General features: G+C 55.5%; 13 protein-coding genes. 10 read left to right on the plus strand and 3 right to left on the minus strand.

Annotation, left to right across the window (positions count from 1 at the left end):
- The first annotated feature begins 90 nt into the window (after nucleotides 1–90).
- From AC2FNU_RS19205 to AC2FNU_RS19215, 3 genes are all read left to right on the plus strand, one after another.
- Nucleotides 91–1,353 (plus strand): transporter substrate-binding domain-containing protein, encoded by a 1,263-nt coding sequence (locus AC2FNU_RS19205; RefSeq protein WP_171185492.1) that lies wholly within the window; start codon nucleotides 91–93, stop codon nucleotides 1,351–1,353.
- 44 nt (nucleotides 1,354–1,397) lie between these two features.
- Nucleotides 1,398–2,507, plus strand: coding sequence for a LysM peptidoglycan-binding domain-containing protein (locus AC2FNU_RS19210; protein ID WP_496791650.1), 1,110 nt, complete (start codon nucleotides 1,398–1,400; stop codon nucleotides 2,505–2,507).
- Nucleotides 2,508–2,697: 190 nt separating this feature from the next.
- Nucleotides 2,698–3,732, plus strand: coding sequence for a glycosyltransferase family 2 protein (locus AC2FNU_RS19215; RefSeq protein WP_496791651.1), 1,035 nt, complete (start codon nucleotides 2,698–2,700; stop codon nucleotides 3,730–3,732).
- A 468-nt stretch (nucleotides 3,733–4,200) separates the two neighbouring features.
- On the opposite strand, the gene AC2FNU_RS19220 is transcribed toward AC2FNU_RS19215, so the two are convergent.
- The 3 genes from AC2FNU_RS19220 to AC2FNU_RS19230 all read right to left on the minus strand — a co-directional run bounded on the left by AC2FNU_RS19220 (nucleotide 4,201) and on the right by AC2FNU_RS19230 (nucleotide 8,597).
- A complete protein-coding gene (locus tag AC2FNU_RS19220) occupies nucleotides 4,201–6,414 on the minus strand; it encodes an NADP-dependent isocitrate dehydrogenase (protein WP_496791652.1) in 2,214 nt (737 codons plus the stop codon).
- 321 nt (nucleotides 6,415–6,735) lie between these two features.
- Complete coding sequence (locus AC2FNU_RS19225; RefSeq protein ID WP_496791653.1) at nucleotides 6,736–7,794, minus strand: ABC transporter ATP-binding protein; 1,059 nt, start codon at nucleotides 7,792–7,794, stop codon at nucleotides 6,736–6,738.
- Nucleotides 7,791–8,597: an IclR family transcriptional regulator gene (locus AC2FNU_RS19230; RefSeq protein WP_496791660.1), complete on the minus strand. Its 807-nt coding sequence runs from the start codon at nucleotides 8,595–8,597 to the stop codon at nucleotides 7,791–7,793. The genes AC2FNU_RS19225 and AC2FNU_RS19230 overlap by 4 nt, the downstream gene beginning before the upstream one ends.
- 140 nt (nucleotides 8,598–8,737) lie before the next feature.
- On the opposite strand from AC2FNU_RS19230, the gene AC2FNU_RS19235 reads away from it, so the two are divergent.
- The 7 genes from AC2FNU_RS19235 to AC2FNU_RS19265 all read left to right on the plus strand — a co-directional run.
- Nucleotides 8,738–9,997: an ABC transporter substrate-binding protein gene (locus AC2FNU_RS19235; RefSeq protein WP_496791654.1), complete on the plus strand. Its 1,260-nt coding sequence runs from the start codon at nucleotides 8,738–8,740 to the stop codon at nucleotides 9,995–9,997.
- A gap of 95 nt (nucleotides 9,998–10,092) precedes the next feature.
- On the plus strand, nucleotides 10,093–11,019 hold the full coding sequence (locus tag AC2FNU_RS19240) for a carbohydrate ABC transporter permease (RefSeq protein WP_496791655.1): 927 nt from the start codon (nucleotides 10,093–10,095) through the stop codon (nucleotides 11,017–11,019).
- Nucleotide 11,020: 1 nt separating this feature from the next.
- A complete protein-coding gene (locus AC2FNU_RS19245) occupies nucleotides 11,021–11,869 on the plus strand; it encodes a carbohydrate ABC transporter permease (protein WP_480799149.1) in 849 nt (282 codons plus the stop codon).
- A 22-nt stretch (nucleotides 11,870–11,891) separates the two neighbouring features.
- On the plus strand, nucleotides 11,892–13,232 hold the full coding sequence (locus AC2FNU_RS19250; protein WP_496791656.1) for an alpha-glucosidase/alpha-galactosidase: 1,341 nt from the start codon (nucleotides 11,892–11,894) through the stop codon (nucleotides 13,230–13,232).
- A 57-nt stretch (nucleotides 13,233–13,289) separates the two neighbouring features.
- The gene (locus AC2FNU_RS19255) at nucleotides 13,290–14,996 is read left to right on the plus strand and encodes an IlvD/Edd family dehydratase (protein ID WP_496791657.1); all 1,707 of its coding nucleotides are present in this window, start codon (nucleotides 13,290–13,292) and stop codon (nucleotides 14,994–14,996) included.
- Complete coding sequence (locus AC2FNU_RS19260) at nucleotides 14,996–15,760, plus strand: SDR family NAD(P)-dependent oxidoreductase (RefSeq protein ID WP_496791658.1); 765 nt, start codon at nucleotides 14,996–14,998, stop codon at nucleotides 15,758–15,760. The genes AC2FNU_RS19255 and AC2FNU_RS19260 overlap by 1 nt, the downstream gene beginning before the upstream one ends.
- Nucleotides 15,761–15,764: 4 nt before the next feature.
- Nucleotides 15,765–16,308: 2-dehydro-3-deoxygalactonokinase (locus AC2FNU_RS19265; RefSeq protein WP_496791659.1), on the plus strand; the 544-nt coding region annotated here is incomplete at its 3' end.

A 16,308-nucleotide genomic window follows, 5' to 3' on the forward strand; every position in this document is an offset into this window, starting at 1 on the left:
GTTCAGGCCAAAGACGATCCGGATCAGGACAATCTGTCCATCGCTGTCGCGAAATTCACAAGAACATAACCAGGCAAAGCAACAGGACCCATGAAAAAGCACCTCATCATATCCAGCCTTGCTCTTGCTGCCGCCACTGGCGCAGCGTCGGCGCAAGAGGCTTGTACCAGCTACGAAATCCAACGTGGTGACAGCCTTAGAGAATTGGCGATTGAAGTTTATTCAACCGAAGACTTCCGCATAATTTTCGACGCCAACCGTGACGTGATTGGGTCGAATCCAAACATTATCCGTGTCGGAGACGTACTGGAGTTGCCATGCCTTGAAGATGTCGGCCGTGCTCCTGCCCTGGCCGATACCGAAGCGGAACGTCTTGCTGCGGAAATGGCAGCAGAGCTGGTCAAAGCCGCCGAGGAACGCGCCGCAAAAGCTGTGGCTGAGGCCGAAGCCCGCGTTGCTGCAGCGGAAGCAGAAGCTAAGAAAGCCAGTGAAGAGGCAGTCGTCGAAGCCCGAGCCGCGGCCAAAGAAGAAATTGAGGCCGCCCGCTCGGAAGCCGCTGCGTTGATCCGGAATGCAGATGCAGGAGAGCGCCCGGAAATTCGGGACCGGCAGCTTTTGTTGATCACCGGCGGGAACTATGCCCCCTTTACTGACGAGGCGCTGCCAAACCGTGGGTTGTATACCAACCTTGTTGAAACGGCTATGTTGCGCGCTGCACCTGAACAGTCTTACAAGATCCAGTTTGTAAACGACTGGTCGTCTCATCTGGATTTGTTGATGCCAACGCTGGCTTTTGACGGAACCTTCCCCTGGTCGCGCCCAAATTGCGAAGAGCCGGAAGCCCTGTCAGAAAGCGATCGCTCGCGCTGTGAAACCTATAACTTCTCGAACCCGTTCTACGAAGTTGTGGACACCTTCTTTGCATTCGAAGGCTCGGGCTATGAAGAAGCGCTCAGCTATGCTGACTTTGCAGGCACAACGATTTGCCGTCCCGAAGGTTGGTCGACCTCTCACATGGACGCCGTCAGCCTTTACGAGCCGATCATCACTTTGTTGCGTCCCGTTTCGCCCGATGATTGCTTTCACGCGGTGATCGAAGGCCGCGCGGATATCGTCGCAATCGAAGCCCATCTGGCGGTCGAGGCCATCCAACGCCTGGGATACGAACACCGCATTATCGAAAACCCCAACCTGGCGGCGATCAAGTCGCTTAACGTCATGACCCACAAAGATAATCCTGATGGGGAGGCGATCCTTGAGACGCTAAATCAGGGTCTGGCAATCATGCAGCAATCCGGAGAATGGCGCGACATCGTGTCGACTGCTCTGCGGCATCAAATGGAAAATGGATAAGGCCCCAACTGGCCTGAAAAAACTAAAGTCTGGAGGACGTGGACATGTTTGATTTCAACCTTAAAAAAGTAGCCCTGTCGGCCACCGCCGTAACAGCATTGACTGCGGGTGCAGCCGCAGCACAAGAAGCTTGTACCAACTACACCGTTCAGGACGGCGACACGATGGCAACCATCGCGATCGCAGCCTATGGCACCTCGAACTATCAGCCGATCTTCAACGCGAACCGCAACGAGATCACAAACCCGAACTCTCTGGAGCCGGGTCTGGTACTGGCGCTGCCCTGTGAAGACGGTAGCCTGCCAAACGGCCGAACTGCTCAGGAAATCATCGCGGCAGAAGAAGAGCGCGCGGCGAGTGTCAAGCGGTCCAGCGTCTATGCGCCCCCGATCAAACTGGTTACCGGCAACGGTTGGGCACCTTTTGCTGATGAAACGCTGAACGGTGGTGGCGCGATCACGCGTCTGGGCACCACCGCGCTACAACGTGGCGGCAACCAGCGTGACTATTCTGTCAGCTTCGTAGATGACTGGAGCTCGCACCTGGATACCCTGCTGCCTCTGGGCGCGTTTGACGTATCCATGGCGTGGAACATGCCGGATTGCACCAACCGTACCTACGAGTGGTCGAAAGACACTGAAATTCGTTGCACACAGTTTGACGCGTCCGTACCGGTTTATGACATCGTGGTTGGGTTCTACACCCTGCCAGAAAGCGAGTTTGCTGGTGCTACATCGTTTGAAGACCTGAAAGGGGCCACCATTTGCCGGATGGACGCTTGGTTCATTCACGATATGGAAGCGCAAGGTTTGATCGACGGTGACACCATCACCCTGATGCGCCCGATCACAGCGCGCGAGTGCCTTGATGCAGTAATGACCGGTTCCGCGGATCTGGCTTCGTTCGAAGTACAGCTGTTCTCGGACACTATGGTTGAAATGGGTCTGAACCAGAATGACCTGGTAGAAAACCCCTTCGTAACCACCCTGTCTTCGCTGCGCTTCATCAGCCACCGCAGCAACCCGTTTGGCAAGCAATACCTGGCGATGCTGAACAAAGGTATGAACGAAATGCGTGAATCCGGTGAATGGTACGCGATCATCTCGGACACGCTGCGCGAGCACAATGAAAAACTGATGGCAGCTTCGAACTGATCCCTCGGTTCAGCTGAAACTATGGGCCGGTCGTTGAACCGGCCCTTTTTTCTTTCAAAGAGTGTCCGATTTCTTAGGAAGACAAATTTTGGCCGTTTATCTGCTGCATAACCGCCTCATAGGCACAGCATTCTTAGCCTGAAGCGCAATCCTCATTCCCTTGTCGGGACTGCAAAAGCATGAGTGACGCATGATACAAGGTGCCTTGGATCTCAGAAAAAGATCGGTAACGCCGGTGAACAGGCCGGATCTGGATATTGCCGTGATCTTACCTTGCTACAATGAAGCAGTTGCCATTGGCGAAACCGTAAAACAGTTTCGTGCCGCCCTGCCTGACGCAGTCATTTACGTGTTTGACAACAATTCTACAGACGACTCAGTCAAGATCGCGGAAGAGGCCGGGGCGCTGGTCTTTTCTGAGCCTTATCAGGGCAAAGGAAACGTCGTGCGCAGAATGTTTGCCGATGTGGATGCCGATGTTTATGTCATGGCGGACGGGGATGCGACATATGACAGTTCGGCCGCTCCTGACCTGATCAACCTGCTGGTGTCGCAAAACCTGGACATGGTTAATGGCGCGCGCGTGAATGACGAAACGGATGCTTACCGCCGAGGGCACAAATTCGGGAATGCCCTGTTCAGCGGGCTCGTGAAATTCTTCTTCAAAAGCAAAATCAACGACCTGCTCTCCGGCTATCGGGTTTTCAGCAGACGCTTTGTCAAAAGTTTTCCGGCAGTATCAAACGGGTTCGAGATCGAAACCGAACTCACTGTACACGCGATGCAGATGCGTATGCCGATTGGCGAAGTTGAAACCCGTTATTTTTCCCGATTGCCAGACTCGAACTCCAAACTGGCCACTTTCTCCGATGGTTGGCGCATTCTCAAGATGATTGGCTTGCTGATCAAAGACGAAAAACCCATTTCGTTCTTCCTGTCCTTGGCCGTGTTGGCTTTCCTACCTTCGCTGTTCGTCTTTATTTCGGTTTTCCGCGAGTTTCTGGATACAGGGCTGGTTGACCGGATTCCATCACTGGTCGTTGCCGTATCGGGGTTTGTTGCATCGATGCTGTCGATTGTCTGCGCACTTATCCTGCAATCTCTTGCCCTCGCACGGCGCGAGGCGCGCCGCATGTCCTACCTTCAATATGAAGGTGTCGCGGCCTCGGGGGTAAACCGGATGCAAACTTCTCTTGCAAAGGCCAAGTCACGTAGCTTCGCCTGACGGGCAAGGTGTTTCCTAAAAATCGTTTACTGTACCCAACAGCGTTTGCGTGCTCTGTATATCCGCGTCGGTTGTTATGGACTTTTCCCGATCTTGGGCTTCAAAAAGCAAAATGACCAGCACCCCAAATGCTGGTCATTTTCTGAGTGAGTGATATAGCCCTAGGGCCTCACCAGTGAAATTCTCTGTTACCAGATGTTTAACGCAGTGCTGCGGTCGCCGCTATTGGGGGAATCCCGTAGGTCAGCGATATTTTTGTTCATCTTGTTGAAAAAAATAAAAAAATCATACGCTTGTTATTCCGGGACTTGCGCGATTTCCGACCCGGCGCCAGAGGCCAAGCAAACGCCCCGCGTCATTCATGACACAACTACTTTTGGCTGACAGAGCCAAAAAGGGGCCGCACTATGTGCTGGCCCCTAATCGCGTGCATAGCAAATGCCTGAGCACCTGCTCTGAACTTAAAGGTTAGCCGATAATCGCGTTCAGTGTTGAACTGGGGCGCATCACAGCAGCCGTCTTGGCTGGGTCTGTGTGATAGTACCCTCCCAGATCCGCAGCAGCACCCTGAGCGGCAGCCAATTCAGACAGAATTTGCTCTTCCTTCTCGGCCAGTTCGTTTGCCAGGGGCGCGAACTCAGCTGCCAAGTCGGCATCATCGGATTGTGCTGCCAAAGCTTCGGCCCAGTAGCGTGCGAACCAATAGTGGCTGTCGCGGTTGTCCGGCTGACCCACTTTACGGCTTGGCGAACGGTTGTTGTCCAGAATGCCCTGCGTTGCAGCTTCGGCTGCAGCGCCCAGAACACCGGCCTTGGCGTTGCCTTTGCTGTCTGCCAGGAAGTTAAGCGATTCACCAAGTGCACAGAACTCACCCATCGAGTCCCAGCGCAGGTGGTTTTCCTCAACCAACTGCTGCACGTGTTTCGGGGCGGACCCCCCTGCCCCGGTTTCAAACAGACCGCCGCCATTCATCAGTTTGACGATTGACAGCATTTTGGCCGAAGTGCCCAGTTCGAGGATCGGGAACAGATCGGTCAGATAATCCCGCAGCACGTTGCCGGTGATGGCAATCGAGTCGTTGCCAGCCGTGATGGTTTCCAGCGATTGGCGGGTGGCTTCGCGCGGTGCCATGATCTGGAACTTGTCGGCAACGCCTGCGGCCTCAAGTGCCGGTTTGACGTATTTGATCAGTTCCGCATCATGGGCGCGGTTTGCGTCCAGCCAGAAAATCGCCTCGGATCCGGTCAGGCGCTGACGATCCATCGCCAGTTGAATCCAGTTCTCGATCGGTGCTTTCTTGACCGTACAGGCGCGCCAGATGTCGCCCGCCTCGACCTCGTGGCTGTGCAACGTTTCACCATTGGCCAGGACGATGCGGATTGTACCATCGGCAGGGGCTTGGAAGGTGGTCGGGTGCGAGCCGTATTCTTCGGCTTTCTGAGCCATCAGACCCACATTGGCGACCGCACCTGCGGTGGCTGGGTTCAACGCGCCGTTGGCTTTGAAGAACTCGATGGCTTCGTCGTAGACTGGTGCATAGCAACGGTCCGGGATTACACAGTTGGTGTCACCCTTTGCGCCCGTTCCGTCCCATCCCTTGCCACCTGCACGGATTACGGCGGGCATCGAGGCATCGATGATCACGTCTGACGGAACGTGAAGGTTGGTGATACCACGATCCGAGTCGACCATGTACATCGAAGGGCGATCACCTTTGATCGCATCGATGGCCGCCATGATGTCAGCGTTGTCTTTCACTCGGTCCAACAAGTCGCCCAGACCAGAGTTCGGGTTCACACCCAGCGCGTCCAGTTCAGCACCAAACTTTTCAAACACAGGTGCCAGCCAAGCTTTGACGGCATAGCCAAAGATGATCGGATCGCTGACCTTCATCATGGTCGCTTTCATATGCAGCGAGAACATGGTGCCGTCTTTTTTAGTGTCTTCGATGGCATCGGCCAGGAAAGAAGACAAAGCTTTGACCGACATGAAGGTCGCATCGGCTACGGTGCCTTCTTCCAGCGGCCACGCGTCTTTCAGGACTGTTACGCTGCCATCTTTACCGACGAATTCGATCTTTGCGTTGCCAGCCTGAGCAGAGCTAATGGTTGCGGACTTTTCGTTGGCGTAAAAGTCGTTGCCAGGCATGGACGACACTTTGGTTTTGCTGTCCGAGGCCCACTCACCCATCGAGTGCGGGTTTTTCTGGGCATAATTCTTCACGGCGCGGGCGGCGCGGCGGTCGCTGTTGCCCTCGCGCAGAACCGGGTTTACCGCCGATCCTTTGATCGCGTCATACCGCGCGCGGATTGCTTTTTCTTCGTCTGTCGCGGGCTCTTCAGGATAGGACGGAATGTCATAACCTTGCGACTGAAGCTCTTCGATGGCCGCGACCAGCTGCGGGACCGAGGCCGAGATATTCGGTAGTTTGATAACATTGGCGTCGGGTGTTTTTACCAGCTCACCCAGTGCGGCCAGATCATCGGTGATGCGCTGCGCATCTGTCAGCTTCTCGGGGAAAGTTGCCAGAATGCGCCCGGCCAGTGAAATGTCCTTGGTGCCAACGCTGACGCCCGCAGCAGATGCGAACTTGCGGATAATGGGCAGGAACGAGGCGCTGGCCAGTTCGGGCGCTTCGTCTACAATGGTATACAATATGTCGAAGTTCGATTTATCTGCCATATTCTTTTACCTTTTTTAAGCCTTTCGGGGCGTGCGATCTAAGAGTTAAGGGCCACAATAACGCGGCGCGGGAGGGGCGCGATCACGATACCGCCCCTGGGTGACTCTGTTTTGACAGGGCTTCCCTTAAATCAGGTTTGGCTTGGAATCAATCACCTACAGGCGCGCGTTTTGCCACGGGTCGGATTTGGATGCTGCCTAATGCAATAGTTCATACCTTTCGCGCATCCGCCATAAGCGGACCTGTTATAGATCACAAAACGCGAGCTTGTTAACGACTTATTTGTTTCCTGGCAGAGTTCGGCGCCCCTGAATTGCTTGCTACCGAAACCTCTGCCCTGTCTCGGGATCGAACACCATGGCACGTTCGGGCAGGATCGAAATGCCGATCCGGTCGCCTGTTTTGCTGCGTTGATCGTCCCGCTCTTCAACAATCAGTTTGTCGCCGTTTGGTGTCAGCAGATAGGAATAGGAAACGCCCCCTAATGCCTCGGTCAGATCCACGGTGCAGGTAGCCGCCGAGCGGTCGATTTGGATATGTTCCGGACGCATCCCCAAAGTCACCTTGCTCTGTCCGGCGGGAATTGTTGCAGTGACCGGCAAAGGCTGAGCCAAGGAAGGATGGGTGACGTGCCCATCGGCATACTCACATTCCAGGAAGTTCATTGCGGGCGACCCAATGAAACCCGCAACAAAGCGGTTGTCGGGATCGCGATACAGATCCATCGGGGCACCAACCTGCTCGATACGACCATCGCGCAGCACAACGATTTTGTCGGCCATAGTCATGGCTTCGACCTGATCATGGGTCACATAAATCATGGTCGCGCCGATTTCCTGATGCAGCCGCGCGATCTCGACCCGCATTTCCACGCGCAATTCAGCGTCGAGATTCGACAAGGGTTCATCAAACAGAAAAACCTCAGGCCCGCGAACAATGGCCCGACCGATTGCGACCCTCTGCCGCTGCCCTCCCGACAGGGCTTTGGGCTTGCGCTTGAGGTATTGATCCAGCTTCAGAATGTTCGATGCTTCCTGAACCTTCTGATCGATCTCGGGTTTTGCGACACCGTTCATACGCAGGCCGAACCCCATGTTTTCGGCCACGGTCATGTGCGGATAAAGCGCATAGGTTTGAAACACCATCGCAACTCCGCGTTTTGCAGGGTCCATGTGTGTGACGTCCCGCGCACCGATATGAATCTCGCCTTCTGACGTTTCTTCAAGTCCGGCAATCATGCGCAGCAAGGTGGATTTGCCACATCCCGAGGGGCCAACAAACACGCAGAACTCGCCATCGTCGATCTGCAGGTCGATCCCGTGAATGACCTGCGTCTGACCATACCGCTTGATCGCCTGGTTCAGAGTTACTCCTGTCATGTCACTTGCATCCTGTCATTGCTAAGGTTTTGACCTGTTTCGGGAAAGCGCCAAGCCTGCGCCTCGGCCCCGATCTGTTCGGCCACGCGGCGTACACGTGGCACCCAGGCCTCGAGTTGTTTGAAATTCATCCGTTCCGTCGAGCCTGTCACGGAAATCGCGCCCAGCATTCGACTGTTCGACGACAGTACCGGGCAAGCGATACAAATAATGCCGGGTTCGTGTTCTTCGTCGTCTATCGCAAATCCCCGGGTTCTTATCTGATCGAGATTTTCGCGCAGCGCCTGTTCCGAAGTCAGGGTTTTTTCGGTGAAACGATGATAGCTTTGCTGAGAAATCGCCCGGTTCAGCGCCTCTTCCTCCAAAAACGCCATCATCGCCTTGCCTACCCCAGTGCAGTAAGCTGGGCCAACCTTGCCAGCTTGCGAATACATCTCAATCGGCTGCGCCGCATTGCGTTTGTCGACATACAGGACCTGCCCCGAATCAAGCTGTGCCAGATGTACGGTCTCTCCGGTTTCCCGGCTCAGCGCATCAAGAAACGGGCGCGCGATCGGGGCCAATGAGCTTTGGGTCCATGCGGCGTGGGCCAGACGAACCAACCGCATCCCGGGCGCATAGGTCTGCCTGTCCGGGTCGTAAGACAACATTCCCTGGTTCGTCAGGGATTGCAGGAACCGGTAGAGCGTTGCCTTGGGAAAGACGCTGCTGTCCAGCAGTTCCGAAAACCGCACGGGTCGCTGAAACGCCGCGACGTGATCCAGCACATCGCATGCTTTGCCTATGGTTCCATCACCTGACACGGGTGTGCATTCTCCTCCGTTTCCCATCGCTTCCTCTCGATGGGTCTTGACAAGACTAACCGAGTCGATGTGTAGTTTTCAATATATAAAACTCGGTTTCAATATTTGGAACCTCACATGGGAACAACAGGGAGGAGACCATGTATTCCACTTTCAAGCGCACAACGGCTGCGCTGGCGCTTGGCGTCGCGATGGCGGCGCCAGCAGCTGCGGAACTGACCGGAGAGCTGCGCATTTTCCTGGACACATCGAATCCAGCGCCGCGCGCAACGATGGAAGCGATGATCGATAGGTTCGCGGCACAGCATCCTGGGTTGGAAATCGAGACCACCGTGATCGACCGCGAAGCTTACAAGACTCAGATCCGCAACTTCCTGACGGCCGATACTCCGGACGTCGCCACATGGTACGCAGCCAACCGCATGAAGCCGTATGTTGAGGCGGGTCTGTTTGAAGATGTGTCGGACCTTTGGGCCGAACCGGAAATTGCCGACAATTTGGCCTCGACCAAAGGCGCGATGACGATCGATGGCAAGCAGTGGGGCGTTCCCTATACCTACTACCAGTGGGGCGTTTACTATCGCAAAGACATCTTTGATGAGCTGGGCCTGAGCGAACCTACCACCTGGGAAGAAGAACTCGCCAACTGCCAGAAGATCGTCGATTCAGGTCGCGCCTGCTATACCATCGGCACCAAGTTCCTGTGGACCGCCGGTGGCTGGTTTGACTACCTGAACATGCGTACCAACGGGTTTGACTTCCACAACCAGCTCGCCAATGGCGAAATCAGCTGGGAAGACGATCGGGTCAAGCAAACCTTCGCCAACTGGAAACAGCTGATCGACATGGGTGCGTTCATCGACAACCACCAGACCTATAGCTGGCAAGAGGCCTTGCCCTTCATGGTCAACGGTGATGCAGCCGCTTACCTGATGGGCAACTTCGCCGTCGCGCCGTTGCGGGATGCAGGGCTGACAGATGATCAGCTGGACTTCTACCAGTTCGTTTCGATCAATCCTGACGTCGAATTGGCCGAAGACGCGCCGACAGACACGTTCCACATCCCGGCAAATGCGTCCAACAAAGAAGCCGCACGAGAGTTCCTGCGCTTTGTGGTTTCAGCAGACGAGCAGACCGAGATCAACAATGGCGCAAACCTTGGTCAGCTGCCGGTGAACGCGCAGTCTTCGGTGGATGACGACAAGTTCCTGCAGCAGGGCTTCCAAATGCTGTCATCCAACAGCCCGGGCGGTGTCGCACAATTCTGGGACCGCGATGCGCCGGCCGAAATGGCCAAAGTGTCGATGGAAGGCTTCCAGGAATTTATGGTCAAACCGGACAATGCTGATCGCATCCTGGCGAAACTGGAGCGTGCGCGTCAGCGCATTTACGACAACTGATCTTGTATGGGCCGGGCTGAAGCCCGGCCTACCTCGATCAAAAAATGTAGGGCGGGCTTCAGCCCGCCTTCACCCCAACAAACCTGAGATACCCCATGACCGTTGCCGCCGACATCCCAGAACAAGAAAGCTGGTTTCACAGAAACCAACAGCGCATCGCGCCCTGGCTGTTTCTGGCACCGGGTCTGCTGTTCTTCATGGTCTATGTGATCATTCCGGTATTCCAATCCTTCAACCTGTCTCTGTATGAATGGGACGGTTTGGGCGCTGCCGAATACGTCGGCTTCCGCAATTACGAAGACCTGTATTGGGAATGGGTTGACCGGGATGCTTTCTACATCTCGCTTAAAAACAACCTGATCTGGCTGATCCTTTACCTTCTGGCGATTCCTGCGGGCCTGTTCATCGCGTTATTCCTGAACCAAACGGTTTGGGGCATTCGCCTCTATAAATCCTTGTTTTTCTTCCCGTTCGTGATCTCTCAGGTGGTCGTGGGGCTTGTGTTCACGTGGTTCTATGACCCAACCTTCGGCCTGCTGAACGAATTCCTTAGTCTCTTCGGCCTTGGCCCGCTGAATGTGCTGGGCGACGAACGATTCGTCACCTATGGCATTATCTTCGCCGGTCTTTGGCCGCAAACCGCATATTGCATGATCCTGTACCTCACTGGCTTGAACGCAGTGGATCCGGAACAGATCGAGGCTGGGCGCCTGGACGGTGCAAAAGGCTGGAGAATGCTGTGGCATATCATCCTGCCACAACTGCGCCCCGCCACCTTCATCGCTTTTGTTGTTACAATCATCGGCGCGCTGCGAAGCTTCGACCTGATCTCGATCATGACCCAAGGGGGTCCGTTCGGGTCCTCCCGCGTGCTGGCTTACTATATGTTTGAGGTTGCCCTATCCGAATACGGTTTCCGTATGGGATACGGAGCCGCTATCGCAGTGATCCTCTTCCTCATCATGCTCTGCTTCATCGCCTACTTCCTTTGGTCGATGTACCGTGAAGAAAAGGGGCACTGAGATGTTTCCCAAACCCATCGAAAAACAACCTCGCGCGGCGCAGATCACCTATCAGGCTATGCTGCCGCTGGCCCTGTTGCTATGGCTTGGTCCATTGCTGGCGGTTGCGCTGTTCTCGGTCAAACCAGCTGCAGATTTTACCAATGCAAACTACTGGGGATTGCCATCAAGCTTTGAAGGTGCGTTCAACTATGGGCAGGTGTTCTTCAACTCGGACATGCCGCGCTATTTGTTGAATTCGTTCATGATCACCGTCCCGACGGTGATCGGAGCTGTCGCGCTAAGCTGCATGACCGGCTTTGCCCTTGGGATCTACAAGTTCAAATCAAACCTCTGGATCTTTTTCATGTTTGTCGCGGGCAACTTTGTTCCGTTCCAGATCCTGATGGTGCCTGTCCGTGATCTCACGCTTGAACTCGGTCTCTACAACACCAAAACAGGCCTTGTCCTGTTCCACATCGCGTTCCAGACCGGGTTTTGCACCCTGTTCATGCGCAATTTTATCCGCGCCCTGCCGTTTGAACTAATCGAAGCTGCGCGGGTTGAAGGCATCAGCGAGTGGCGCATCTTCTGGTATGTCGTGCTGCCTTTGATGAAGCCCGCTATTGCCGCGCTCAGCGTGCTGATCTTTACCTTTATCTGGAACGACTATTTCTGGGCCGTCGTGCTGACTCAAGGCGCTGAAAGCCAGCCGGTCACCGCCGGAATCACCAGCTTTAATGCTCAGTTCAGGGCCGCTTACCAATTGATGAGTGCGGGTTCGATCGTCGCAGCGCTGCCGCCTGTTGCAATGTTCTTCCTGATGCAAAAACACTTCATCGCGGGTTTGACCCTGGGTGCAGTAAAATAACGTCAAACCAAGAGTTTGTAAGATGACAAAGATCACCTTTATCGGGGCAGGTTCCACGATCTTCATGCAGAATATCGTGGGCGACGCCCTCCTGACCCCTGCATTGGCCAACAGCCACTTTGCGCTGATGGATATTGACTCCGAGCGGCTTGCCGAAAGCGAAGCTGTGGCACGCGCCATGATCCGCTCGGTCGGTACGGATGCGACTGTTACCACCCATACCGACCGCCGTGCCGCATTGGACGGCGCAGATTTCGTCATCACTGCTTTTCAGGTCGGAGGGTATGAGCCCTGCACGGTCACGGATTTCGAGATCCCCAAGCAATATGGCCTGCGCCAGACCATCGCCGACACGCTAGGCGTCGGCGGCATTATGCGGGGGCTGCGTACGGTGCCGGTTTTATGGGATGTAGCACGCGACATGATGCAGCTGTGCCCTCAGGCGACGCTGTTGCAATATGTGAACCCGATGGCGATCAACACCTGGGCGCTGGCCGAGCAATTCCCGGCGCTGAAACAGGTTGGCTTATGCCATTCGGTTCAGAATACGGTCGAAGAACTGGCCCATGATCTTGACCTGCCCAAAGACGAGTTCCGCTACAAGGTTGCTGGTGTAAATCACGTCGCCTTTTTCCTGAAACTCGAACATCAAGGACGCGACCTCTACCCAGCGCTGCGGCAAGGCTATGCCAGTGGCCAAATTCCCAAGGCTCCGCTGCTGATGCCGCGCTGCCCCAACAAAGTGCGGTATGAGGTCATGGATCATCTTGGCTATTTCTGCACTGAAAGCTCGGAACACCTGGCTGAATATGTCCCGTGGTTCATCAAGGACGGGCGTCAGGATCTGATCGAGCAATTCTCGATTCCATTGGATGAGTACCCAACCCGCTGTGTCGAACAGGTTGCCAACTGGAAGGAACAGGCCAAGACGTTGACCGATGGTCGCGACATTGAAGTCATCCGCAGCCATGAATTTGCCGCCGACCTGATGAACGCCATCGTCACGGATACGTCCTATACAGCCTATGGCAACTTGCCCAATGCCGGCCAAATCCCCCAACTTCCACTGGGTGCAGCGGTTGAAACACCCTGCCTTGTCGACAGCAATGGCGTACAGCCTTCGGTCGTTACGGACATCCCTCCCCAACTGATCGCGTTGATGCGCAGCCAGATTAATGTGCAGGAACTCACGGTCCGCGCGTTGGTCGAACAGAACCCCGAATACATCTATCACGCCGCGATGATGGATCCGCATACCGCTGCTGAACTGGACCTTCGTCAAATTCGCAACCTGGTGAGTGACCTGCTAACAGCCCATGCCGACTGGCTGCCCGATTGGTGCCGCCCCGCACGGGCCGCCTGATCTTCATCTTTTTCAAAATACTCAACTCCAACTGCAGCCAAGAAAAGTACCGCAAAAATGACAAAACGCCGCTCACAGCATTGGTACGGAAAGCTCGACAAGGACGGGTTCATCCATCGTTCGTGGATGAAAAACCAGGGCTTTCCCGATCACGCTTTTGACGGGCGCCCTATTATTGGCATCTGCAACACATGGTCGGAACTGACGCCCTGCAATTCGGGCCTGCGCGATCTGGCCGAAGGCGTCAAACGCGGTGTTTGGGAGGCCGGAGGTTTCCCAGTCGAATTCCCCGTCATGTCGCTGGGTGAGACGCAGATGAAGCCGACAGCCATGCTATTCCGCAACCTGCTGGCGATGGACGTTGAAGAAAGCATCCGCGCATACGGCATAGATGGCGTTGTCCTTCTGGGTGGTTGTGACAAGACAACACCGGGGCAGCTGATGGGCGCGGCCTCGGTCGATCTGCCGTCAATCGTGGTGAGCTCCGGCCCGATGTTGAACGGCAAGTATCGCGGGCAGGACATCGGCTCGGGCACGGATGTTTGGAAATTCTCCGAGGCCGTCCGCGCTGGTGAGATGACACTGCAGGATTTCATGAACGCCGAATCCGGGATGTCCCGCAGCGCAGGCGTTTGCATGACAATGGGAACAGCCTCCACAATGGCTTCTCTGGTCGAGGCGATGGGCATGTCCCTGCCCACCAACGCAGCCCTGCCCGCCGTGGATGCACGCCGCATGGCGTTGGCTCATCTGACCGGCAAGCGGATTGTCGAGATGGTGGACGAAGACCTTAAACCATCGGACATTCTGACCAAGGAAGCTTTTGAAAACGCCATTCTGGCCAATGCCGCAGTGGGTGGGTCTACCAACGCCGTCGTTCATCTGTTGGCTCTTGCAGGCCGTGTAGGCGTTGATCTGACGCTCAAGGACTTTGAGATCGGTTCGGAAATTCCCCTGCTGGTGAACTGCATGCCCTCGGGCAAATACCTGATGGAAGATTTCTGCTACGCGGGAGGTGTTCCAGTCGTTTTGAACGAACTCAAACCCTTCTTGCGCCCAGCCAAAACAGTGCTTAACAAAGACATTTCAGCTCATTACGAAGGGGCTGAATGTTTCAATTCAGACGTCATCCGCCCATTCAATAATCCGGTGAAACCTGCCGCCGGTCTGCGCGTCTTGCGTGGCAACCTCGCGCCGAACGGAGCGATCGTAAAACCTTCGGCAGCGACAGATGAGCTTTTGGAAACGGAAGCCGAGGCTTACGTGTTTGAAAACATTGAGGACCTGAAAGCCAACATCGACCGGGATGACTTGCCGGTCACACCGGAAACCATTCTGGTTCTGAAGGGCTGCGGCCCCAAGGGGTATCCCGGCATGCCCGAAGTTGGCAACATGCCGATCCCGGCCAAGCTGGTGAAAGAGGGCGTGCGTGACATGATCCGCATCTCAGACGCGCGCATGTCCGGTACCGCTTATGGCACCGTCATTCTGCATGTCAGCCCCGAAGCGCAGGCCGGCGGTACACTGGCACTGGTGAATACCGGTGACCGCATTCGTATCTCGGCCAGCAAGGGTGAGATGGATTTGCTGGTTGATGAAGCGGAACTGGACGCGCGCCGCACCGCGTGGCAACCGGACGAACCTCACTATACCCGCGGTTATGCGAAACTTTATATCGACCACGTTCTGCAAGCCGATCAGGGGGCCGACCTTGATTTCCTTGTAGGCAAAGACACACGCCTTGTGACCAGAGAGAGCCACTGATGCCACAACCAGCAACATTTCATGACCTGAACGGGGCGTCCGTTTACATCACAGGCGGTGGCTCCGGCGTGGGCGCGGCGCTGACCGACGGTTTTATGGCTCAGGGAGCTAACGTGGCCTTCATCGGTCGCTCGGATGCCAATGCGTTTGTCGAAGAGATGCGCGACAAACATGGCCGCGCCCCCCTGTTCATGCAGGGTGACATGACTGACACCGAACTGTTGCATGCCACTATGCAAAGGGCATCTGAGGCGCACGGTCCCTTGAATGTATTGGTCAACAACGCGGCCAATGATCAGCGTCACGCCTTGGACGAAACGACGCCAGAGTTCTGGGACTGGATGATTGAGGTCAACCTGAAAGCCTATTACTTCGCCTGTCAGGAAGCAGCCCGGCAGATGAAAGAAGGCGGGGCGATCATCAATTTCAGCTCGATCAGCTACATGATGGGCAACGCTGGTTATCCGATCTACACGACATCAAATGCCGGGATTACCGGCATGACACGCTCTTTGGCGCGTGAGCTTGGGCCGCAGTCTATCCGGGTCAATGCGCTGGCCCCCGGCTGGGTTCTGACGCAGAAACAACTGGACATGTGGGCCACCCCCGAGGATTTGGCTGCACATCTGGATCGGCAATGCCTGAAAGAGCATCTGACACCCGACGATATGATTGCACCCACCTTGTTTCTGGCGTCTAAGGCCAGCCGCGCGATGACCGGGCAGTGCATGGTCGTTGACGGCGGCGTTGTGGTAACGGGGTGACAGAATGAAAGCAGATTGGATCGCTGTTGATTGGGGCACGTCTCATCTGCGGGCATGGGCCATGCAGGGGAATACGGTTGTGGATCAGTCACAGTCCGGTGCCGGCATGGCTAATGTTGGCAAAGGTGGATTTCAAACGGCTTTGCTGGAGCTCATTGAAACGTGGCTTACAGATACCCGCATCGATGTGATCGCCTGCGGCATGGTCGGTGCACGGCAAGGCTGGGTCGAAGCACCATATGGCGCTGTTCCAACCCAACCCCTGCCCGGAGCGCCGGTGCAAGTCCCGGACACCGATCCACGTATCCGCGCATTTGTCGTGCCCGGTTTGAAACAGGTATCTCCACCGGATGTGATGCGCGGTGAAGAAACGCAGATCGCAGGATTTCTCGCCACTCGTCAGAACTGGGATGGTGTGATCTGCTTGCCTGGAACCCATACAAAATGGGTCCAGGTCAGCGCGGGTGAAGTTGTCAGTTTCCGGACATTCATGACCGGAGAGTTGTTTGATTTGCTCTCCGGGCAATCGGTTCTGCGGCACTCGATGT

This window comes from Ruegeria sp. BHSB064, assembly GCF_059613205.1.